General features: G+C 72.9%; 15 protein-coding genes and 1 pseudogene. 5 read left to right on the forward strand and 11 right to left on the reverse strand.

From position 1 onward, the window contains the following. Positions 1 to 43: 43 nt before the first annotated feature. The gene (efeU, locus tag AB0P24_RS22035) at positions 44 to 2,212 is read right to left on the reverse strand and encodes an iron uptake transporter permease EfeU (protein ID WP_365796461.1); all 2,169 of its coding nucleotides are present in this window, start codon (positions 2,210 to 2,212) and stop codon (positions 44 to 46) included. A 253-nt stretch (positions 2,213 to 2,465) separates the two neighbouring features. Between efeU and AB0P24_RS22040 the strand changes: the two genes are divergently transcribed. Next, positions 2,466 to 3,149 carry a phosphatase PAP2 family protein gene (locus tag AB0P24_RS22040; protein ID WP_365796463.1) on the forward strand — a complete coding sequence of 228 codons (684 nt, stop codon included), beginning with the start codon at positions 2,466 to 2,468 and terminating at the stop codon, positions 3,147 to 3,149. A 1-nt stretch (position 3,150) separates the two neighbouring features. Here AB0P24_RS22040 and prcB read toward each other — a convergent pair whose 3' ends face one another. Further along, positions 3,151 to 4,005, reverse strand: coding sequence for a proteasome subunit beta (gene prcB / locus AB0P24_RS22045; RefSeq protein WP_365796465.1), 855 nt, complete (start codon positions 4,003 to 4,005; stop codon positions 3,151 to 3,153). Positions 4,006 to 4,078: 73 nt separating this feature from the next. Next, positions 4,079 to 5,013: pseudogene (locus AB0P24_RS22050) on the reverse strand (lysylphosphatidylglycerol synthase domain-containing protein). A 177-nt stretch (positions 5,014 to 5,190) separates the two neighbouring features. On the opposite strand from AB0P24_RS22050, the gene AB0P24_RS22055 reads away from it, so the two are divergent. Both AB0P24_RS22055 and AB0P24_RS22060 read left to right on the forward strand, forming a co-directional pair. Then, positions 5,191 to 5,574 carry a BlaI/MecI/CopY family transcriptional regulator gene (locus tag AB0P24_RS22055; RefSeq protein WP_365796467.1) on the forward strand — a complete coding sequence of 128 codons (384 nt, stop codon included), beginning with the start codon at positions 5,191 to 5,193 and terminating at the stop codon, positions 5,572 to 5,574. Beyond that, on the forward strand, positions 5,571 to 6,476 hold the full coding sequence (locus tag AB0P24_RS22060) for a M56 family metallopeptidase (RefSeq protein ID WP_365796469.1): 906 nt from the start codon (positions 5,571 to 5,573) through the stop codon (positions 6,474 to 6,476). The genes AB0P24_RS22055 and AB0P24_RS22060 overlap by 4 nt, the downstream gene beginning before the upstream one ends. A 158-nt stretch (positions 6,477 to 6,634) precedes the next feature. Here AB0P24_RS22060 and AB0P24_RS22065 read toward each other — a convergent pair whose 3' ends face one another. Both AB0P24_RS22065 and AB0P24_RS22070 read right to left on the reverse strand, forming a co-directional pair. Next, positions 6,635 to 8,980 (reverse strand): glycosyl hydrolase family 65 protein, encoded by a 2,346-nt coding sequence (locus AB0P24_RS22065; RefSeq protein ID WP_365796471.1) that lies wholly within the window; start codon positions 8,978 to 8,980, stop codon positions 6,635 to 6,637. Further along, positions 8,977 to 9,711: a beta-phosphoglucomutase family hydrolase gene (locus AB0P24_RS22070; RefSeq protein ID WP_365796473.1), complete on the reverse strand. Its 735-nt coding sequence runs from the start codon at positions 9,709 to 9,711 to the stop codon at positions 8,977 to 8,979. Before AB0P24_RS22070 ends, AB0P24_RS22065 begins: the two co-directional genes overlap by 4 nt. A 78-nt stretch (positions 9,712 to 9,789) precedes the next feature. Between AB0P24_RS22070 and AB0P24_RS22075 the strand changes: the two genes are divergently transcribed. After that, the gene (locus AB0P24_RS22075; protein ID WP_365796475.1) at positions 9,790 to 10,458 is read left to right on the forward strand and encodes a nucleoside/nucleotide kinase family protein; all 669 of its coding nucleotides are present in this window, start codon (positions 9,790 to 9,792) and stop codon (positions 10,456 to 10,458) included. 128 nt (positions 10,459 to 10,586) lie between these two features. Here AB0P24_RS22075 and AB0P24_RS22080 read toward each other — a convergent pair whose 3' ends face one another. The 6 genes from AB0P24_RS22080 to AB0P24_RS22105 form a co-directional block, all read right to left on the reverse strand. After that, a complete protein-coding gene (locus tag AB0P24_RS22080; RefSeq protein ID WP_365796477.1) occupies positions 10,587 to 12,404 on the reverse strand; it encodes a hypothetical protein in 1,818 nt (605 codons plus the stop codon). Between the two features lie 9 nt (positions 12,405 to 12,413). Continuing rightward, entirely contained in the window at positions 12,414 to 14,162 is a 1,749-nt protein-coding gene (locus AB0P24_RS22085; RefSeq protein WP_365796479.1) for a hypothetical protein, read from the reverse strand. Between the two features lie 2 nt (positions 14,163 to 14,164). Then, the gene (locus AB0P24_RS22090; protein ID WP_365796481.1) at positions 14,165 to 15,067 is read right to left on the reverse strand and encodes a carbohydrate ABC transporter permease; all 903 of its coding nucleotides are present in this window, start codon (positions 15,065 to 15,067) and stop codon (positions 14,165 to 14,167) included. Beyond that, positions 15,064 to 15,975, reverse strand: coding sequence for a sugar ABC transporter permease (locus AB0P24_RS22095; RefSeq protein WP_365796483.1), 912 nt, complete (start codon positions 15,973 to 15,975; stop codon positions 15,064 to 15,066). Before AB0P24_RS22095 ends, AB0P24_RS22090 begins: the two co-directional genes overlap by 4 nt. Before the next feature lie 118 nt (positions 15,976 to 16,093). Then, complete coding sequence (locus AB0P24_RS22100; protein ID WP_365796485.1) at positions 16,094 to 17,422, reverse strand: extracellular solute-binding protein; 1,329 nt, start codon at positions 17,420 to 17,422, stop codon at positions 16,094 to 16,096. 276 nt (positions 17,423 to 17,698) lie between these two features. Continuing rightward, positions 17,699 to 18,832 (reverse strand): ROK family transcriptional regulator, encoded by a 1,134-nt coding sequence (locus AB0P24_RS22105; protein WP_365796487.1) that lies wholly within the window; start codon positions 18,830 to 18,832, stop codon positions 17,699 to 17,701. 324 nt (positions 18,833 to 19,156) lie between these two features. Here AB0P24_RS22105 and AB0P24_RS22110 point away from each other — a divergent pair, with 324 nt between their 5' ends. After that, positions 19,157 to 20,062 carry a BadF/BadG/BcrA/BcrD ATPase family protein gene (locus tag AB0P24_RS22110; RefSeq protein ID WP_365796489.1) on the forward strand — a complete coding sequence of 302 codons (906 nt, stop codon included), beginning with the start codon at positions 19,157 to 19,159 and terminating at the stop codon, positions 20,060 to 20,062. The last annotated feature ends 168 nt before the right edge of the window (positions 20,063 to 20,230 follow it).

Below are 20,230 nucleotides of genomic sequence, written 5' to 3' on the forward strand. Positions count from 1 at the left end.
GGGTTCCCTTCGTCGTACGGGTGCGGGTGCTCTGCGGGGTTCATCAGGCGGACTTCCTGATCTCCAGGAGGTCCGGCACCGGGGCGAGGTCCTCGAGGAGCTGCCCGGTGGCTCCGCCGACGCGCTGCCGGGTGACGGCGTCGAGCTTCTCGACGGGGGTCCAGGCCGCGCCCTGGTGCTCGGCGTCCAGGAGCTTCTGAAGGCGGGCGATGTCCGCGTCGACGGCCGGCAGCAGCTTCGGCGCCCGGGTGGTCAGCAGCGGCCGCAGTACGGTGAGCAGCTCGCGGGTGCCCGCGAGGTTGGCGTTCGCGGTGGCGAGGTTGGTGCCGCTGCCCTCGTCGGTGTCGGCGGTCAGCTCGAACTGGAGGGTGTTCTCCAGGATCTCGTGGGCGCGCAGCGGCAGGTCGCCCGGGTCGAAGTCCTGGGCGGGGAACGCCTGCCGGAGCCCGGCGGCCGCGTCCGCGAGCGCCTGTGCCGGACCCTTCAGCTGGTCGGCGGACTGGTCGTGCCACAGCCCGTACTCGACCCGGTGGAACCCGGCGAAGTCCTTGTCGGCGACCCCGCCCGCAAGACCGTCGGCGCGGCCGTTGATCTTCTTGTCGAAGTCCTCGAAGGTGCCGTAGGCGGCGCCGAGGGAGGAGTAGGTGAGGTGGGCGGTCAGCCAGTCGGTGCGGGCCTTGTCGAGGTGGCCGCCGGCGATGTCGGCGTCGAGCGTGCGGGTCTGGGTGACGAGGGTGGCCAGGCCCTGTTCGACGTACGCCTTGTAGGCCTTCAGCGGCGCGGCGAGGTCGTTCTCGGAGACCGGTACGACCGCCTTGGCGCTGCTTCCGCCACCGCTGACGGTGACGGACCCGGAGGTGACGGCCTTGCCGCCGGAGGGGACACAGCGCCAGGCGTAGGTGCCGCCGGCCACGGTGGCGACCAGGTCGCGGGTGGTGCCGGGGGCGAGGCCCTCGATCTCGCCGTAGACCGAGTCGGTGCTCGGGTCGATCAGATACACCTCGGCGGTCTTGCTGCCGGTGTTCTGCATCCGGAAGGTCCGCCGGCCCGGCTTCGGCGCGGTGAAGCCCTTGCCGCACTCGGTCTCGGAGACGGCGACGGTCTGCCCGCTGCTCGGCTTGGGCCGGGCAAGGGCGACGACGAGCCCGGCGACGACCACGGGAACGGCGACCACGGCGACCGGGACCAGCCAGGCGGGACGGCCGCGCGGCACCCCGGCGGACTTCGGGCCCGGCTCCGGCCGACGGACCGCGGGGTCCGGCTGTGCCTGCGGCTCGGGCTTCCCGGCGGGCCGGGACTCGGCCCCCTCGGCTCCGAGCCGCGGCCCGGACCCGTCGGCGGCCACCCGCGGCTCGCTCTCTCCGGCCGCCGGCCGCGGCACACCGGCACGGGCCCCCGCCGCTCCGCGCACGCCCCGCACGAACAGGGTCATCACGACCGCGAGATAGCCGGCGTACCCGGTCACCTGGAGCCAGGTCATCGCCGGGGTGATGTTGAGGACGCCCTGGACGAGGGTGCTGTACCAGGAGCCCGCGTCGATGTGGGCGCCGAGGTCGAAGGCGTACGCGGCGTCGCCCGGAAGGACGCCGCCCTCCTGGAGGTCGCGCAGCCCGTAGCCGAGGACGCCGGCGGCGATCACGATCAGCACCGCGCCCGTGCGGGTGAAGAACTTCGTGAGGTTGATCTTCAGTACGCGGCGGTACAGGCCCCAGCAGAGGCCGGCCGCCAGGACCAGGCCGATCCCGGCGCCGGTCAGCGGGCCCGCGGACTCGCCGGCCGCGCGGGCGGTGGTCCACAGGAACAGCGCGGTCTCCAGGCCCTCGCGGCCGACCGCGAGGAACGAGGTGAGGATCAGCACGCCCGCGCCCATGCCCAGGGCGCCGGTGACCTTCTCCTTGATCTCACCGGCCAGGCTGCGCGCCGAGCGGCGCATCCAGAAGACCATCGCGGTGACGAAGGCGACCGCGATCACGCTGAGGGTGCCGCCGAAGGCCTCCTGGGCGGTCTCGGAGAGCGAGGCGGCGGTGAAGGTGAGGACCGCGCCGAAGCTCATCGCCAGCGCGATCGCGGCCAGGACACCCGTCCACACCTGTGCCAGCCGGTTCCTGGCCCCGGCCCGCACCAGCGTGGCGACGAGGATCGAGACGATCAGCCCGGCTTCGAGACCTTCCCGCAGCCCGATCAGGAAACTAGGAAACGCGTCGTCCCACATCCGCCCCAGCCCTCCCCGGCAGGCCCGTCCCCGCCCTTTGGCTCGAACTTAGTGAAGGCATGCCTTACTCCGCCGACCATGATGACTACACCCGTGTAGCCAGTCGGTCATGAACTGGTAATGGTGCGGCAAAAGCAGCAACCGGACGTGGACACGTACACCCCCGGACACCGGCCGAAGGGCCATCGTCTACATTCGAGTAGACCGTCTACATCTTCGTGGTCACCGCACCGAGAGGGCCGTCGCCGACGTCATGGACCGCAAGAAGACCGCGGAATTCGCGGGAAGTGCCGCGTTCGGGGCGTGGGCCGCGTTCGTGGTGCTGGCTCTGGTCGTGACCGGCCGGCACGGTGCCCCGCTCGCCCCGGACCGCGCGCTGCTGGCCTGGTCCCTCGGGCATCGTCCGGACATGGCGGTGGCCGTGGCCCGGGGGATCACCGCGACCGGCACCGGGATCGTGCCGTACGCCCTGGTCGTGGCGGCCGGAGCGGTCGTGGGCCGCACCCGGCGGCAGCGGCTGGTCGCCGCGCTGCTCGGCGCCGGCTGCCTCGCTCTGGGCCAGGCGGCCCGGCTCGCCGTGATGGAACTGGTCGCCCGGCCCAGGCCGCCGCAGGCCGACTGGCAGGCGTCGGCCTCCGGCTGGTCGTTCCCCTCCGGCCACACCACCACGGCCGCGCTCGCCGCGGGCCTCGTGATCCTCGCGATCCGGACGCGGGCCCCGCGCGGCCGTACGACCTGGTGCGCCGCCGTCGCCTGCTGGGGGCTCACCGTGGGGGCCACCCGGGTCTTCCTCGGCGTGCACTGGTGCACCGACGTGATCGGCGGCTGGCTGTTCGCGGCCGGGTGGCTCGGGCTCTGCGTGTGCGTGGCCGCCCGATGGATCCCGGACGCGGGGACCCCGGACGACGCGGCCGAGAGACCGGTGGCCGCGCCGTGAGTCAGGGGGTGGCGCCGGGACCGTCCGGGCGCGTGCGGCGCTGGTCGACCATGTCCCGGGTCAGCTCCGCCGTCTCGGCCTCCGGCAGCCGTTCGAAGCCGTCCTCCGTGATGACCGAGACCAGCGGGAAGATACGGCGGTTGAGGTCGGGGCCGCCGGTCGCCGAGTCGTCGTCGGCCGCGTCGTACAGCGCCTGGAGTGCGGCCAGGGCGGCCTCGCGGCGGGTGAGGCCGGGGTGGTACAGCTTCTTCAGGGCGCCCGCCGCGTACGGCGAGCCGCTGCCCTCGGCGTGGAACGCGCGCTTCTCGTAGAGGCCGCCGGCGATGTCGAAGCTGAAGATGCGGCCGCGTGCCCCCGCCGGCGCCTTGGGATCGTAACCGGCGAGCAGCGGGACGACGGCGAGGCCCTGCATGGCCTGGCCGAGGTTCTCCCGGATCATCGTGGCGAGCCGGCGGGCCTTGCCGTCGAGGGTCATGGGGAGGCCCTCGATCTTCTCGAAGTGGGTCAGTTCGACCTGGTAGAGCTTGACCATGTCGACGGCGAGCCCGACCGTGCCGGCGAACGCGACCGCCGTGTGGTCGTCGGCGGGGTGCACCTTCTCCAGGTCGCGCTGGGCGATGAGGTTGCCCATGGTGGCCCTGCGGTCGCCGGCGATCAGCACGCCGTCGCGGAAGGCGAGGGCGAGGACGGTGGTGCCGTGCGGGAAGGTGTCGGGCGCGGCGACCGTGCCCGGGGGCAGCGGACTGCGGGTGGGCAGCAGTTCGGGCCGGTGGGCGGCGAGGAACCCGGCGAAGGACGAGGTCCCCGGTGTGAAGAACTCCTCCCCCAGCCGGCCCCCGGTCTCGTGCGCTGGCATACCGATCCCCCTCCTGTCGGCCGACGACACCGGACTCCTACCTGATGCGGGCCGCCGGGAAACGCCCGCCCGGTCACAGCGCCCGGCGCCGGATCAGCACCCCGAGCACCAGCAGACCGGGCAGCAGCGGCAGCCACACGGTCAGCAGCCGGTAGCCGAGCACGGCGGAGGCGGCCGCGACGGCCGGGGTTCCGGAGGCGGTGAGAGCGAACGCGAGGGCCGCGTCGAGGGAGCCGAGGCCGCCCGGGGTGGGCAGCCGCCCGGGGTGGGCAGCAGTGCGGCAGCGCCGCTCGCGGCGAGGTAGAGCAGCGCCACCCTGGCCGGGGACAGCGGAAGTTCGACCGCCCGGGTGACGGCGAAGAGGACCAGCGCGTGCAGCCCGGCGAAGGCGACAGACCCGCCCCACAGCGCGGCCGCGCGGACCGGACGGGCGTGCAGGGCCCGGATGTCGGCGGCCACGGCGGCCACCGCGCCCCGGCAGCGGGGCCACACCCGGACCCGGAGCAGCACCCCGGCCAGGACGGCCACGCCGGCCACGGCGAGGAGCGCGGCCGCGGACACGTGCGGGATCCGCAGCAGCCCCGGGCAGGCGGGGGCGAGCACGGCGATGAGGACCAGCCGGACCACGGCACCGACGGCCGCCTTGACCGCGAGGGCCGACGCACCGCGGCCCGCCGGAAGTCCGCAGCGCATCAGGAACCGCAGGTTCACCGCGCCCGCGCCGAGCCCGGCGGGCAGCACGTGGCCCGCGGCCGAGGCGGCGAACTGCGCGGCGACCAGCCGTCCGCCGGGCAGCCGGGGTGTGACCGCGCCCTGCTGGGCGAGCGCCGAGCACACCCAGGTGCCGAGCGCCGCCATCGCCGCCACCAGCAGCCAGCCCTGGTCGGCGCCGGCGAGCCGGACCGCCCCGCGCGCGACGGCCGGCCAGTGCCGCCGCACCAGCCAGCCCGCGCCGAGCAGCAGCACCAGGCAGGCACCGCTCTGCCAGTAGAGTCCCCGGCGGCCCATGACGGGCGTGGCGTTCACGTTCGGGACCATCGAGGCACCCACCCCTGTTCCTCTGCGGCCCGCAGGACCCTCCATGGGCTTCAGGGACAAACACTGACAAACTAACCGGACTTACCGGCGGAGGCAGCGCGGGGACGGCCATACGAACGGCGGCACTACGCGCTGTAAGGTTGTGCCATGGCTGGCACAGGGTCCCGCGGAAGGGCGGAGCGGCGCAGCGCCGGAGAACTGGAGAGCGAGGTCCTGGCAGCCCTGTGGGCGACCGAACGCCCCCTGACCCCGGCCGAGATCCAGACCGAGATCGGCGGCGGGCTCGCGTACAACACGGTGCACACGATCCTGAAGCGGCTGTACGACAAGGGCCTGGTGCTGCGGGACGCGGACGGGCGGCGCGGCGCCTACCGGCCGGCGAAGAACGCGGCCGAGCTGACCGCCGAGGCCATGCACGAGGCCCTGGACCGGGGCCCGGACCCGATCGCCGCGCTCCAGCAGTTCGTGTCCGGGCTGAGCCCGGAGGAGGAGCGGGCGCTGCGGACCCTGTTCGCCGGAGGCGGCGCATGAGGTTCGACGTCTACACCCCGCTGCTGGTCTCCGTCCTGCTGCCCCTGGTCAGCCCGGTGATCGGCCGTCGGGTGGCGCCCGCGCTGGCGGCGCGTGTACTGGCGTCCGCCGCCGTGCTGACCGCCGCCGCGGCCACCTGGTCGCTGGTCCTGCTGACGACAGCCCTGCTGGGCGACGCTCCGCCGGTGATCCGGGAGGCCCACCAGGACGGCCGCCCGCTGGCCGACCCGGTGCCCGAGGTGATCGGCGTCGCCGCGTGCGTCGCGCTGGCCGTGGTGGTCCGGCGGGTGCGGCGGGCGGTGCGGGCCGAGCGGCGCACCCGGCGGACGTTGCGGCGGCTGTGCGAGGGGCATCCGCGGGACACCGAACTGGTGGTGGCCGCCTCCGAGGTGCCGCAGGCGTTCGCGATCCCGGGCCGGCCGGGCCGCATCCTGGTCACCTCGGCGATGCTGGGCGCGCTGGCACCGGCGGAGCGGCGGGTGCTGCTCGCGCACGAACGCGCCCACCTCAGACACCGGCACGGCCACCTGGTGACGGCGGTGACCCTCGCCGCGGCCGCCAACCCGCTGCTCGGCCCGGTCCGTTCGGCCGTGATCTTCCTGGTGGAGCGGTGGGCGGACGAGCAGGCGGCGACCGAGGTCGGGGACCGCGGGACCACCGCCCGGGCGCTGGCCCGCGCGGCGCTCAGCGCGGGCCGCGCCGCCCGCCCGGCCTGCGCCCTGAACTTCACCGACCGCGCGGTCACCCGCCGGATCGCGGCGCTGCAGACGACCCCGCCGCCGCAGTTGTGGCCCGCCGCTGCGGCCGTCCTCGCGCTGGGCGCGCTCGCCGCGCTCGCCGCGCTGTTCGCGGCGGACGCGACGGGCGACTTGGTACGGCTGCTGTCCGACGCCCTGACCTGAAGCGCGCCCCAAAGGGGCGCGGGGAACTGCGCGGCCAGCCCCTACGGCGCCGCGGACGACCGCTGGCGCCGTAGGGGTGCGGATACGTTGCGGAGTACCGGTTGATCGTGGCTGATCGCGCGGTTCCCCGCGCCCCCAAAAAAAGGGGGCGCTGTCGCTCAACTCGGCCGGTTCGGCGCCCTGTGCATCGGCTGCGCCGGCGTCGGCCCCGGCCTGGGCGGCGGCACCGCCCGCACCGCCGGGCCGTCCGTGCCGACCGTCACCGGCTCACCGTGGTGATGCACGATCAGCGGCGGCCCGTCCAGCAGGGTGTACGTCGCCTTGTCGGCGCCGATCTCCACGCGCAGCCTGCTGCCGCGCAGTTGCAGGCTGAAGGCGATCCGGCGCAGCCGTTCCGGCAGCCGGGGGGCGAATCTGGCCCCGTCGTCGTAGTGGCGCAGCCCGCCGAAGCCGGCCACCAGTGCCATCCAGGTGCCGGCGAGGGAGGCGATGTGCAGTCCGTCGCGGGTGTTGTGCTCCAGGTCGTCGAGGTCCATCAGCGCGGCCTCGGCCGTGTAGGCGTGGGCGAGGGCCAGATGCCCGGTCTGGGCGGCGACGACGGCCTGGCAGCAGGCGGACAGCGACGAGTCGCGGACGGTCAGCGGCTCGTAGTAGGCGAAGTTGCGGGCGATGTGCTCCTCGTCGAAGTACGCCTCGCAGGTGTACATCGCCAGCACCAGGTCGGCCTGTTTGACGACCTGTTTGCGGTAGAGGTCGAAGTACGGGAAGTTCAGCAGCAGCGGGTACTGCTCGGGGCGGGTGTTCTCGAAGTCCCAGCGCTGGTAGCGGGTGAACCCGGCGTGCTGTTCGTGGACGCCGAGTTCGTGGTTGTAGGGGATGTGCACCGCTTCGGCGGCGTCCCGCCAGGCGGCGGACTCCTCCGCGTCGACGCCGAGCCGGGCCGCCTGGCGCGGGTGGCGTTCGACGGCGTCGGCGGCGGCCAGCAGGTTCGCCCGGGCCATCAGGTTGGTGTACGTGTTGTCGTCGGCGACCGCGCTGTACTCGTCGGGGCCGGTGACGCCGTCGATGTGGAAGGCGCCGCGGCTGTCGTGGTGGCCGAGCGAGCGCCACAGCCGGGCGGTCTCCACGAGCAGTTCGACGCCGGTGTCCCGTTCGAAGTCGGTGTCACCGGTGGCGGCGACATAGCGGACCACCGCGTCGGCGACGTCGGCGTTGACGTGGAAGGCGGCGGTACCGGCCGGCCAGTAGGCCGAGCCCTCCGAGCCGGCGATGGTCCGCCAGGGGAACGCGGCCCCGTCCAGACCGAGCTGGGCGGCGCGCTCGCGGGCGGCCGGCAGGGTGTTGTACCGCCAGCGCAGCGCCTCGGCGACTGCGCCGGGGGCGGTGTGGGTGAGGACGGGCAGCACGAACATCTCGGTGTCCCAGAAGGCGTGCCCGTCGTATCCGGAGCCGGTGAGGCCCTTGGCGGGTATCGCCCGCTGTTCGGCGCGGGCCCCGGCCTGGAGCACGTGGAAGAGGGCGAAGCGTACGGCCTGCTGGACCTCCTCGTCGCCGTCCACCTCCACGTCGGCGCGGGACCAGAAGTCGTCCAGGTAGCCGCGCTGATCGTCGGCGAGCCCCTGCCAGCCCTCGTGGGCGGCGGCCGCGAGGGCCGCGTCCACCTGGTCGGCCATGGCGGGCAGCGAGCGCACCCCGGACCAGCCGTGGGCGACGAACTTCTCCATCCGCAGCCGCTGCCCGGGCTCCAGCACGGAGGTGACGGTGAGCCGGGCCACGTCCACGCCGCTCTCGGCATGCGTCGAGGTCCGCTCGGGGCCGGAGACGGTGTGGTCGGCGGCGACCGCGACCCGCAGACCGCTGCGCCGGGTGCGGTGCACGAGGCGCAGCCGGTGCCCGGAGGAGAAGGCGTCCTCCTGCTCCAGCGCCGACTCCAGCGCCATGGCGGCCCGCGGATCGCCGTCGGACCCGGGCAGTTGCTCGTTGGCGACCAGTTCGGACTGGACCACGATCCGGCAGCGCCGGTCGACGGCCTCCACCTCGTAGGAGACGGCGGCGATCGCCCGCTGGGTCAGCGAGACCAGCCGGGTGGAGCGGACCCGCACGGTGGACCCGGCCGGCGAGGTCCACTCGCAGGTCCGCTCAAGGACGCCCCGGCGCAGGTCCAGCACCCGCTCATGGGCGGCGAGGCGGCCGTAGCGCAGGTCGAAGGGCTCGTCGTCGACCAGCAGCCGCAGGATCTTGCCGTTGGTGACGTTGATGACGGTCTGCCCGGACTCGGGGTAGCCGTAGCCCGCCTCGGCGTACGGCAGCGGGTGCACCTCGTGCACGCCGTTGAGGTAGCTGCCCGGCAGACCGTGCGGTTCGCCCTCGTCGAGGTTGCCGCGCCAGCCGACGTGCCCGTTGGACAGCGCGAACACGGACTCGCTCTGCGCGAGCACGTCCAGGTTGAGCGCGGTCTCGCGGACCGTCCAGGGTTCCACGGCGTACGACCGGTGGGTGATCACTCCTTGCCTCCCAGCTCCGCGAGGTCCTTGACGACCGTGTCCGCGCCGTGTGCGTACAGGGCGTCCGTCTGTCCGACACGGTCCACGCCGACGACGTATCCGAACCGGCCCGCGCGCCCCGCGTCCATTCCGGCGAGGGCGTCCTCGAACACCGCGGCACCGGAGGGTTCGACCCCCAGGTCGTGGGCGGCGGCCAGGAAGGTGTCGGGGCGCGGCTTGCCCGGCAGCCGGCGCTCGGCGGCCACCACCCCGTCGATACGGACGTCGAAGAAGTGCTCGGCGCCGATCGAGCGCAGCACGTCACGGCAGTTGGCGCTGGAGGAGACGATCGCGGTGCGCAGCCCGTGCGCGCGGACCGCCTCCAGATAGCGCAGGGTGCCGTCGTAGGCCTCGACGCCCTCGGTGCGGATCTTCTCCAGCAGCAGTGCGTTCTTGCGGTTGCCGAGGCCGTGCACGGTCGGGGCGTCCGGTGGGTCGTCCGGGTCGCCCTCGGGCAGCCGGATGCCGCGGGAGCCGAGGAAGGCGCGGACCCCGTCGGCACGGGGGCGTCCGTCGACGTACTCGTCGTAGTCGGCGACCGAGTCGAAGGGCCGCTGTCCCTCGTAGCCGCGCAGGAAGACGTCGAAGGTCTCCTTCCAGGCCGCCGCGTGCACGACAGCCGTCTTGGTGACCACCCCGTCGAGATCGAAGAGACAGGCCTGGATGGTGTCGGGCAGCCCGAGTGCAGTCATGTCCGGCATCTTCCCCACCGGGCGGCTTCCAGGGGGTGGCGCCCGCCACATTCCGGGCCCGGTGTCACACTTTTTTGCGTGCCCCTGACTTTCGACGACCTCCTCGACCGCGCCCGCTCACTCGCCGGACGCGGTCCGCGCGCGATCCTCGGCATCGCGGGCAGCCCCGGTGCCGGCAAGACGACCCTCGCCGGGCATCTGGTGCGGGAACTGAACGGCACCGGCGAGCCGTGGGCCGCGCACGTGCCGATGGACGGCTTCCACCTGGCCGACGTCGAGCTGGACCGCCTCGGTCTGCGGGACCGCAAGGGGGCGCCCGCGACCTTCGACGCGGCCGGGTACGCGGCGCTGCTGCGGCGGCTGCGCGCGGAGACGGACACCGTGGTGTACGCGCCGGGCTTCGAGCGGGTCCTCGAGCAGCCGCTCGCGGGCGCGGTCCCGGTCCCGCCGACGGCCCGGCTGGTGGTGACGGAGGGCAACTACCTGCTGCTGGCGGACGGTTTGTGGGCGCGGGTGCGGCCGGCCCTGGACGAGGTGTGGTTCTGCGAGACGGACGAGGCGGAGCGCATACGGCGGCTGGTCGCCCGGCACGAGGAGTTCGGCAAGGCGCACGACCAGGCGGTGGCCTGGGTGGCGGGCACCGACCAGCTCAACGCCGACCTGGTCGCCGCCACCCGGGACCGAGCGGACCTGGTGATCCTGGAGACGGCGCTGCCCGCGCCGTACGACGCGGGCAGCGGTCGCTGAACCGAGCGGGTCCGGCGGCAGCGCCCTGAAGGGCGCGGGGTGTGTCCGGCATACGGCCGGTGGGCGCCGCCGGCCACGACGGCGCCGCAGCCGGCATCCCGCGTGTCGCGGCCGTTCCAGCCGAGCGTTCAGCGGGCGGCGATGGCCAGTTCCGGGTCGCCGTGGGCGTCCTCGGCCCCGATGACGGCGGTGAACGCCTCGGTGCGCACGGTCAGATCGCCCTCGAACGACGGCGTGAAGTCACCGCCGGGTCCGTACCGTACGGCGAACACGTGCAGGTTCTCCGGCGCGCCCGGCGCAGGTTCGGCCTCGTAGGCCGTGGAGGTGACCAGGTGGCGCCAGCCCTCGTCCGGGTCGCCGTAGCCGCGCGGGTCGGCGGCCAGGGCGAACGCGGCCTGTTCCTGGGTGAGTTCGGCACGCGCGTCGAAGCCGTCCACCCCCTGCGCGGCGGGATGCGTGAGGCGCAGGGCACCCGCCGAGGCGACCTCGCCCTCGGCGACCCGGCGCACCCGGTCGCCGTCGTCCGCCGCGTACGGCAGCCCGGCCAGCAGGTAGGGCGTCCCGTCGAGGCGCTCCGCGGCCACCGTCACCCAGAGCCGGGTGCCGTCCGTGACGTACAGGGAGCGGACGTGGCGCAGGACGTGGTCGCGGCCCACGACCGGCTTGCTCACCAGCTTGGCGGTCAGGCCGTCGGCGCGTACGTCCCGGACCCGGACCTCGCCCATCGGCCGGCAGTACAGGAAGCCGTCCAGGACCGGGCCGAAGCCGTGCTGCCGGTTCACCGCCGCCGGAAGGTAGTAGGTGCCGCCGGCCTCGATGAGGGACGGGGTCATGCGGCTGTCGAAGGCCACCGAGACCGGACCCGCGCGGAGTTGGTGGCGGGCCGGGCCGGCGGACGGGGCCCGGTGCCAGGGGGTGGTGTCCTGGATCTGCCAGACCAGCATCCAGGCGAAGTGCCCGTCGACCCCGCCGTCCGGCTTGACCGCGTGCCGGCCCCAGTTGGTGTCGCCCCGGTAGCGGCCCAGGTCGGAGCCGATCCGGGCGCCGAAGTAGCGCAGGCCGAGCACCGACTCGAAACCGGAGTGCTGTTCGCTGTAGCGCGGACCGCCGTTGTCGAAGCCGCCGCTGGTCAGGCGGGCGTCGAGGTAGCGGGCGAGCGCGTCGCCGTCCTCGGCGAACATCCGCGCGCCGCTGATCCGGTGGGCCTGGGCGAGGAAGGACAGGGAGATCGGGCCGTAGTTGTTGTCGTAGGCGCCGCCGTGCTCGGGCGGCAGCAGTGCGCCCCGGTCCAGGACCCGGTGGGCCCGGATCCGGTCCCGGTACAGGGCGAGCGCCCGCGCCCTGACCCGCTCCCCTTCCTCGGGCGGAAGACGGCGGGCCAGCATCAGCCCGCCGACCACGCACCCGATCGCCTGGTTGCCGGCCTCCTGCGGGTTGAAGAAGGTGGCCTCGGTCAGCCAGCGCCAGTAGCCGCGGCTCACCTCGACGAGCTCCGCGCGCTGCTCGTCGTCGACCAGGCCGTCCGCGAGGTCGAGGATGTTCACGGCCTGGAGCAGCGCCCACACCGTGCTGGGCCAGTCCCCGATCGGGTGCGCGCCCGCCTCGAGGACGTAACGGGCGTACGGCAGGCCGGAGCCGCGGACCGTGAGGTTCGGGTAGCCGGGGTTGTCCTCGGTGTAGACCCGCTCGCGCAGATGGAAGGCGAGGCTGCGGCGCACCGCCTCCGGCAGCCGCGGGTCCTTGGAGCGCTGCCAGGCGAGGGCCAGCAGGGAGGTGACACCGAGCGAGGTGTCGCCGATGTCGTCGTCGGCGTCGGGGTGTTCGAGGCTGCCCTCGGGGGTGAGGCGGGCCAGGGCCTGCGCCACGACGTCGGCGAGGACCGCGTCGTACGCCTCGGGGGTGGCCGGCAGGTCGTGCAGCGGGCCGAGCTGGCGCGGCAGGTGCATGAGAGGTGGTCAGCCCTTCGTTCCGGAGACGGCCATGGCGTCGTTCGTCGAGGTCAGGCGGCGGGCGCGCAGTGCGAGGGTCAGTGTGTGCGGGCCGTCGCCACCGATGTACACGCGGTTCCCGGTCGTCGCGTCGGTGCCGCCGACCACGGTGTGGTCCTGCCCGGGGTCGTACCGCAGCACCTCGCTCCGGTCCGGCCCGGCGAGCGGATCGCCCGCCTCGGCATGGGCCTCGACCCGGATCTCGTCGTCACCGACCCGGTAGGTCATCGGCCCGGTCGTCAGGCACCAGCGCTGGTCGCCGATCGGTACCGCGCCCGCCGGCACGCCGCCCGGCCGGAAGGTCAGTTCGAGGGCCCAGGGCACCCTTGGACCGCTGATGTCGATCCGCAGGTCAACGCCGTCCTCCCGCAGCTCCGCGTCGACGCGGGTCGTGTGGGAGATCTCGTCCCGGGGCCGGTCCGGGAAGGCCATCGCGGCCGAGAAGCGTCCCTCGTCCGCCATCCGGTAGGCGCCGTCGTCCCGTCGCCGGTCGGGCGGGAGCGGCTGGTAGTAGGCGGCCGTGAGGGTTTCGGCGAGCCGGAACCGGTCGTCGGCGAGCTGTCGCATGCCGGCGGCGCGGAACGGGCCGAGGTCGAAGAACCCCCGTGAGAGGCGGACCGCGTCGAGGACGGCGTCGCCGGCGAACAGGCGCAGGAAGGTGGGATTGCAGGCGAGGCCCGAGCGGACGCGCCGGTGTCCGGGCACGTCCGAGCCGCCGTACAGGACGCTGTGCGCGGTGGCGGAGGCCCGTGCGGCCAGGCGCGCCGTGGTGATGTACCGGCTGCGGGGAAGGGGTTCGGGCGCCGGTGCCGGCAGCGGGCGGCACAGGTCGGGGGTGAGGAGGGTCTCGGCGAGCAGGTTGGGGTCGTCGACGCCGCCGGCTGCCGCCCACCGCGCCGCCCGGCCGAAGTCACCCCGGCCGGTGCGGATCGCGAGCAGCCGGTAGTGCGGCAGGTAGGGCGCCAGCGGGAACGGGTGGTTCTGGTCCTGCCGTCGCGAGTGGACGGTCTCCACCGTGCCGTCCGGTCTGATGAGGTCCAGGGTCGCGGTGAGGTTGCGTTCGACGGCGTCCCACAGGTCGGTGCGGCCGAGGACGTCGGCCAGCAGCAGCAGCGACGGGTTGGACACGTGCACCGCGTAGTTGGCGCTGCGTTCCGAGTACAGGCCCTCCGCGTCGATGTCGACGCCCTCGGCGAGCCACGCGTCGACACGGTCGAGCAGCCGGCGGTCCGGGAACGACCGGTGCAGCCGGGCCAGCGCCGCGCACAGTTCCCATCGGTGGTTCGGCGTGTGCACGCCGCCGGTCCGCAGGCTTTCGCAAGCCGCGCCGGCGATCTCGGCGAGGGCGGTGGCGGCCTCGCGCAGCTCCGGTCCCGCGCCCGCGGCGAGGACGTGCGCGTCGCACACGTCGTTGACCGTGAACGCGGAGTCCGGCGGTGACTGCACGTTGTCACCGCCGGCGAAGAGGCCGGAGGCGGTCTGCGCGGCCCGCAGGGCGCGGAGGTGGGTCAGCGCGGCGGCGACGGCCTGCCTGCTGCCGTGCAGTGCCGAGTCCGGGGACCGGTACGCCGCGACCAGAGTCTTCACCCGGCGTGCCAGAACACGGTGGGTCACACCGGCGGGTTCGTCGTCGGCGCCGGCCGCCAGTGGGGCGGCCAGCCGGTCGGCGGCGCCGGCCACCGCGCGGACGAACCCGGGGTCGAGCGGGGTGGGCACGGTCAGTCCTTCAGTCCTGCGTTGATGTCGGCGCCCATGACGTAGCGCTGGAAGACCAGGAAGATGACGATCAGGGGGATCATGGAGATGACCGATGCCCCGAGCAGTACCGACCAGTTGATGTTCTGCGCGCCGACGATGCTCTGGATGCCGATCTGCACGGTGAACTTGTCGGGGTCGTTCAGCATCAGCAGCGGCCAGATGTAGTCGTTCCACCGCCACTGGAAGGACAGGATGGCGAGGGTCAGCATGATGGGCCGGGAGAGCGGCACCATGATCCGCAGGAAGATCGACAGTTCGCGGGCGCCGTCGATGCGCGCGGCTTCCACGAGTTCGTCGGGAACCGTCAGGAAGAACTGGCGGAACATGAAGCATCCGGTCGCGGTGAGCACGGCCGGGAGGATGACGCCGGCGAACGAGTTGTAGAGGCCGAGGTTGCGGACCACCAGGAACTCGGGGGCGAGCATGACCTCGCCGGGCAGCATCGTGGTGGCCAGGATGCAGATGAAGAACGCCTTGAGCCATTTGTTGTCGTACTTGGCCAGCGCGTACCCGGTGCAGCAGCTGGCTCCCACCGTGAGGATCGTCGAGATCACACACACGAGGGTCGTGTTGATGAAGTACTGCGAGAAGTTGGCACTGCGCCACGCCGTCAGGTAACCCGACAGGGTGGGGTGGTGCGGAACCATCGTCAGCGGATAGGAGAACAAATCCCCGGCCGGTTTGAAGGAGCTGAGGATGAACCACAGCACCGGCAGCCCGTAGAGGCACGCCAGGATCCACAGCAGTGTCGTCGCCGGCACCGCCCGCCGGAGCCCGCCACTGCCCGCGCCGCGGGTCCGCTTCTTGGAGACGGTCCGTCCGGAGGCGGCGTCGACCGGGCGTGGCATGTCTGTGGTTGTCATCGGTTCTCCACCCGCCGGTTGACGATCAGCTGGATGATCGCGACGGCCATCAGGATGAGCATGAGCACGAATGACGCGGCGCTCGCGTAGCCGATCTGGCCCCGTTGGAAGCCGGTCTGATAGATGTACTGGACAAGCAGGTTGTTCGACGTTCCGGGTCCGCCGTTGTTGAGGGAGACGAACACCGGGTATTCCTTCATCGCGTTGATCGTGTTGAGGAGGATGACGATGAACGAGGTGGGCGCGATGCTCGGCAGCGTGATGCTGAAGAACTGGCGCCAGGGACCGGCGCCGTCGAGCGCGGCCGCCTCGTAGTACGACACCGGTACGTTCTTGATCGCCGCGATGAACAGCAGCATCGAGAAGCCCGTCCAGGCCCAGGACGCCGCCATCACCACCACCAGCAGCGACAGGTCCGCGTTCGACTGCCACGGAACGGCGTGCCCGCCGAGCTTCTCGATGAAGTAGTTGACCAGTCCGAAGTTCTCACCGAACAGCCACCGCCACAGGACACCCACGACGATGGGCGACAGCAGCCACGGGATGAAGAAGATGACCCGCGCGACCGACGCGCCCTTGGCGTGCTTGCTCACCAGCATGTTTGCGATGAGCAGCGAGACCGCGAAGTTCAGCGGAACGAAGAGGACGGCGTACAGCAGCGTCCGGGTCAGCGCGTCGTAGAAGGCGGAGTCCCCGAACAGGTTGTGGTAGTTGTCCAGTCCGACGAACTGGAACGCCCCCACGCCCGTGTAGTTCGTGAAGGAGTAGACGAGCCCGATCACCGCCGGCCACACGAAGAACAGCGCGAAGAGCACGACGTTGGCCGCGATGAGGACGAGCGGCGCAACGGTGTAGCCATTGCGTCTCCTGGGCGGGCTCGCGGACACGTCCGAGGCGCGTTTTGTCATCTTCCTGTCTCCGTGCTGGTGGAATGGATTGCTGTGGGCTCACCCGGTGAGCCCGGCATCACGTGGACGTCCGGGGCCGGGCGGCGGTGTCTCGACCCCGCCGCCCGGCCCCGTCGGCCTACGAAACGCCGCCGACCTGCTGGTTGTAGCCGTCCACGATGTTCTGGAGGGCCTTGTCGACCGACTGCTGGCCGTTGACCGCCTTGCCGATCTCCGTCTTGGTCGGGTCGGTGGTGAGGCTCTTGCCCTTCAGCACCCAGTTCGTCTGCGCGCCGTTGAAGTAACCCGAGATCGGGGCGTAGAGCGGGATCTCCTGGTTGTACAGCTTGAACGCCGCCTGCGCCGCCGCGGAGGTGAAGGGGTACTTCGGGGTCAGACCGCTCTCGACCGGGAGGAACCCGGAGGTCTCGACCAGCTCGGTGTACTGCTTCGGGTCGTACACCCAGGACATGAACTTCTTCGCGGCGGTGGCCGCGGCTCCGTTGTTGTTGAAGCCCACCATCATGCCGCCGCTGTTGACGTCACTGGCCTGCACCGGCTGGGCGGGGGTCGGGACGCTCGCCCAGTCGAACTTCTTGATGCTGTCCGCGAAGGAGGCGACCTGCCACACACCGGACCAGTAGGCGACCACGTCACCGCTCTGGAACAGGGCCGACGGGTCGGCGCCGCTCGTCCACACCGACTTCGGCATGACCTTGTCGTCGTTCAGCCCGACGAAGTACTTCACGGCCTTCTTGGTCGCCGCGTCCACCGAGAACTTGCCGGAGGAATCCGCGTGGACGTACGTCCCGCCCATCTCGTACACCATGGCGCGCAGCCGGGACGGCGACTGGTCGAAGGTCAGCGAGTACTTGGCGCCGGTCTTCTCCCGGACCTTGTTCGCCGCCGCGATGAACTCGGTCCAGGTCCAGGTGTCCGAGGGCGAGGCCGGGACGGAGACACCGGCCTTGTCGAACAGCGTCTTGTTGATGAACAGGCCGGACGCGGTGACGTCCGAGGGGATGGACAGCACCTTCCCGGACGAGTCCTTGGCGAGGAAGTTGGCGTTGATGTTGTAGCTCTTGTTGCCGGCGATGGAGCTGAGGTCGATCAGCTTGTTCGACCAGATCGGGTCCAGCGCCGGCACGTCCGCCACGTCGGGCAGCGAGTTCGCCTGGGCGGCGTTGTGCAGCTTCGTCGGGTAGCCGTCGTAGGGGATGTTGACGAGCTTGACGTTGACGCCGGTTTCCTTCTTGTACTGCGCCACCAGCTTCTTCCAGCCCGCGTCCTGCCCCGGAACCGTGGAGATCCAGAACGTCAGCGACTTGGAGGTACCGCCCGAGCCGGATCCCGACCCGCAGGCGGAGAGCAGCAGGGCCCCTGCCGCGGTCGCGGCAGCGAGAGGAACCAGGCGGCGCATACCGCCGCGGCCGAGTCGGCGGGAGCGCCGCACACCCACAGTGGTCATCTTAGATCCCATTTCGTCGTACGGACGGAGCACGGCACCGGCTGAGGCGGCACGGGTGCATTTTGAAGGAAAAGTCACTTTCCGGGGGGCGCGGCCTCGCCCGGCCGCATCGTCCACGCGGGGCGAGGTCCCCGGCCGTCTGGGCCGTCACCGCACGGGCACGCCCTCGTGCGGTTGCCGTACGTCGCGTACGGGCTGGGAGGCTCACCCCAAGCCGGCGTCCCGGCCGACTTAGAAAGCGCTTGTCCGGACATTGGCAGACCGATGAGGAAGCCGTCAATCCTTCGCCCTGGCGCCTTCGGTCACGGTTTGGACTCCCTTGGCCACGGCGAGCCGGGCGGCACCCGCCACGGTACCGAGATCGCCGATCTGGCTGCTGACCACCTCGGTGGGCCAGCTCAGCCGGTCCAGCTCGGCCCGCACCCCGGGCAGGAGCTGGGGGTCCGCGCCCGTGCTGCCGCCCAGCACGATCAGCCCCGGGTCCAGTACGGCGGTCACCGCGGCGGCCAGCCGGCCCACGTCGGCGGCGTGCCGGGCGACGACCGCGCGGGCGGGCTCCCGGCCCTGGGCGGCCAGCGCGAAGAGCCGGTCGGCGGTGCGCGGGCACGGCCCGTCGGCCTCCCGCCAGACCTCGGCGGCCCGGCGCAGCAGGGCGTGCGAGCCGACGTAGGCCTCCAGGGCCTCCTGCCGGGGCTCCCGGTCGTCGTCCCAGGGGTAGGGCAGCCGGGCGAGCTCACCGGCCGCGCCGTTGGCGCCGCGCAGCACCTGGCCGCCGATGACGATGCCCAGACCGATACCGACGCCGATCCGCAGGTAGCCGAAGGTGCGCCGGCCCCGGGCGGCGCCCTCGTGGAGTTCGGCGAGGGCGGCGCAGTTCACGTTGTTCTCCAGGTGGACGGGCACGCCCGGCGGCAGGGCGACGGAGACCGCGTCGAAGACGGGCCCGGCCTTGGCGGTCGCCGGGCGCATCCCGCTGCCCGCCCGGTCGGGGGCGGTGACATCACCGATGGCGACCACGATGGCCCGCAGCGGGGCGCCCGCCGGCAGCGCGGCCAGGGCCTCGCGGACGGCGTCGGCGGCCCGGGGGCGGGGCGTGTCCGCCTCGGCGAGCAGGGTGCCGTCCAGGGCGCAGCCGCGGACCCGGGTGCGCGCCGGGCCGAGGTCGACGGCGAGGACCGAGCCGGAGGCGGGCCCGAGGCCGTAGACGGCGGCCGAGCGGCCGGTGCCGCTGGAGGCGGTGCCGGAGTGGGTGGCCAGCCGCGCTCCCTCCAGCTCCGCGACGGCGGCGGAGACCGTCGGTTTGGACAGGCCGGCCAGACTCGCGAGCTGCGGCCGGGTGGCGCTGCCGACCTGGGCCAGCACGGCGAAGACCGCGCCGGCGCTCTCGGTGAGCCGGGAGGCTTCAGCCACGACGTGTTCCACGGTTCCCCCAGGGGTCAGGGGCCGCGCTCCCCCGGGTGTCGCGGGATGCGGCGATGCGGTGCCGGTGTGCCGCGCGATCGTGGCCTCGACAGCGTCCCGTCGATCGAGTCCGCGGCAACTCTTGACGCACTGTACTTCGTTAGTTAACTTCCTAACGAAGTACACGGTACTCGCCTGCCGTGCTCCGCAAGAAGCCCGTCCCGGGGCTTCCTGACTTGCTCAACTCCTGTTCGGCCAGACACGGTTCGCCCGCCGTCACAGCACAGTGCCAGGCTCTTCGGCGCTCTTCGCCCAGACGACGAAAGAGGATCCGTGCAGGACACTCCTTCTTCCCCGCTCCTGGTCGGCATCGACGTGGGCGGCACCAAGACCCAGCTCCGCGCCCTCGCCGGCGCGGACCGGGTCGCCGACCACGTCCGCCCGAGCAGCGGCTGGCGGCCGCACGACCCGGCCGCCGCGGCACGCTGGCTCACCGCGCTCGTCCACGACGCCCTGCCCTCCGGTACCCGCCCGGCCGCCCTGGCCGTCGGCGGGCACGCCTGTGAGACCCCCCGCCAGTGCGCCGGCATCGCCGCCGCGCTGCGGGACCTCCTCGACGTGCCCGTCCGGGTGGTGGGCGACGCCGAGCTCCTCGTCCCCGCCGCCGGTCTGGACAAGGGCGTCGGCCTGGTGGCCGGCACCGGCTCGGTGGCCGTCGGCCGGGAGGCCGACGGCAGCCCCGTACAGGTGGGCGGCTGGGGTGCGGTCCTCGGTGACGAGGGCGGCGCCGCCGGACTCGTCCGGGAAGCCGCCCGCGCCGTCTGGGCCGCCCACGACCGGGGCGAGGCACCCGACGCCCTCGCGAAGGGACTCCTCGCCGCCTTCGAGGTGGCCGAGGTGCCCGCACTCGGCGCCGCGCTGGAGAGCGCCTCCGACGTCTCCGCCCAGTGGGGCCGGCACGCCCCGGTGGTCTTCGCCGCGGCCGACGCGGGCTCCCGCCTCGCCGCGGACGTGATAGCCGACGGCGGCCGCGCCCTGGCCGGCCTGGTGGCCCGGCTCGCCGCCCGCGGTCTCGCCGTGGACGACGTGGTGGTCGCCGGCGGCACGATCCTCTCCCAGCGGCGCCTGTACGACGCCTTCGCCGCCGCGCTCGCCGAGGCCGTGCCCGGGGCCCGGCCGCAGCCGTTGCGGCTCCCGCCGGTCGAGGGAGCGGTGGCACTGGCGCGTTCGGTCCTGTGAGAACCCGTCCGCGGCACGTCCTCTCCCGGGGGCCTGGACCACGGGCCGTTCGACGCTGCGAACGCGCAGGTCGCGGCCGGTTCTCCGGGTGAACCACAGGACTGTCGTTCAACTCCGGGTCATGTGACGGTCGTCGGACCATGACCGCCGGGTCACGAACCCGTCCTA

Source organism: Streptomyces sp. NPDC086519 (assembly GCF_040686075.1).
GTDB classification, from domain to species: Bacteria; Actinomycetota; Actinomycetes; order Streptomycetales; family Streptomycetaceae; genus Streptomyces; species Streptomyces shenzhenensis.

Excerpts from the sequence above, each read along its gene's own strand:
- efeU (WP_365796461.1), bottom strand. The coding sequence starts at position 2,212 with ATGTGGGACGACGCGTTTCCTAGTTTCCTGATCGGGCTGCGGGAAGGT.
- AB0P24_RS22040 (WP_365796463.1), top strand. The coding sequence starts at position 2,466 with ATGGACCGCAAGAAGACCGCGGAATTCGCGGGAAGTGCCGCGTTCGGG.
- prcB (WP_365796465.1), bottom strand. The coding sequence starts at position 4,005 with ATGCCAGCGCACGAGACCGGGGGCCGGCTGGGGGAGGAGTTCTTCACA.
- AB0P24_RS22055 (WP_365796467.1), top strand. The coding sequence starts at position 5,191 with ATGGCTGGCACAGGGTCCCGCGGAAGGGCGGAGCGGCGCAGCGCCGGA.
- AB0P24_RS22060 (WP_365796469.1), top strand. The coding sequence starts at position 5,571 with ATGAGGTTCGACGTCTACACCCCGCTGCTGGTCTCCGTCCTGCTGCCC.
- AB0P24_RS22070 (WP_365796473.1), bottom strand. The coding sequence starts at position 9,711 with ATGACTGCACTCGGGCTGCCCGACACCATCCAGGCCTGTCTCTTCGAT.
- AB0P24_RS22080 (WP_365796477.1), bottom strand. The coding sequence starts at position 12,404 with ATGCACCTGCCGCGCCAGCTCGGCCCGCTGCACGACCTGCCGGCCACC.
- AB0P24_RS22090 (WP_365796481.1), bottom strand. The coding sequence starts at position 15,067 with ATGACAACCACAGACATGCCACGCCCGGTCGACGCCGCCTCCGGACGG.
- AB0P24_RS22095 (WP_365796483.1), bottom strand. The coding sequence starts at position 15,975 with ATGACAAAACGCGCCTCGGACGTGTCCGCGAGCCCGCCCAGGAGACGC.
- AB0P24_RS22100 (WP_365796485.1), bottom strand. The coding sequence starts at position 17,422 with ATGACCACTGTGGGTGTGCGGCGCTCCCGCCGACTCGGCCGCGGCGGT.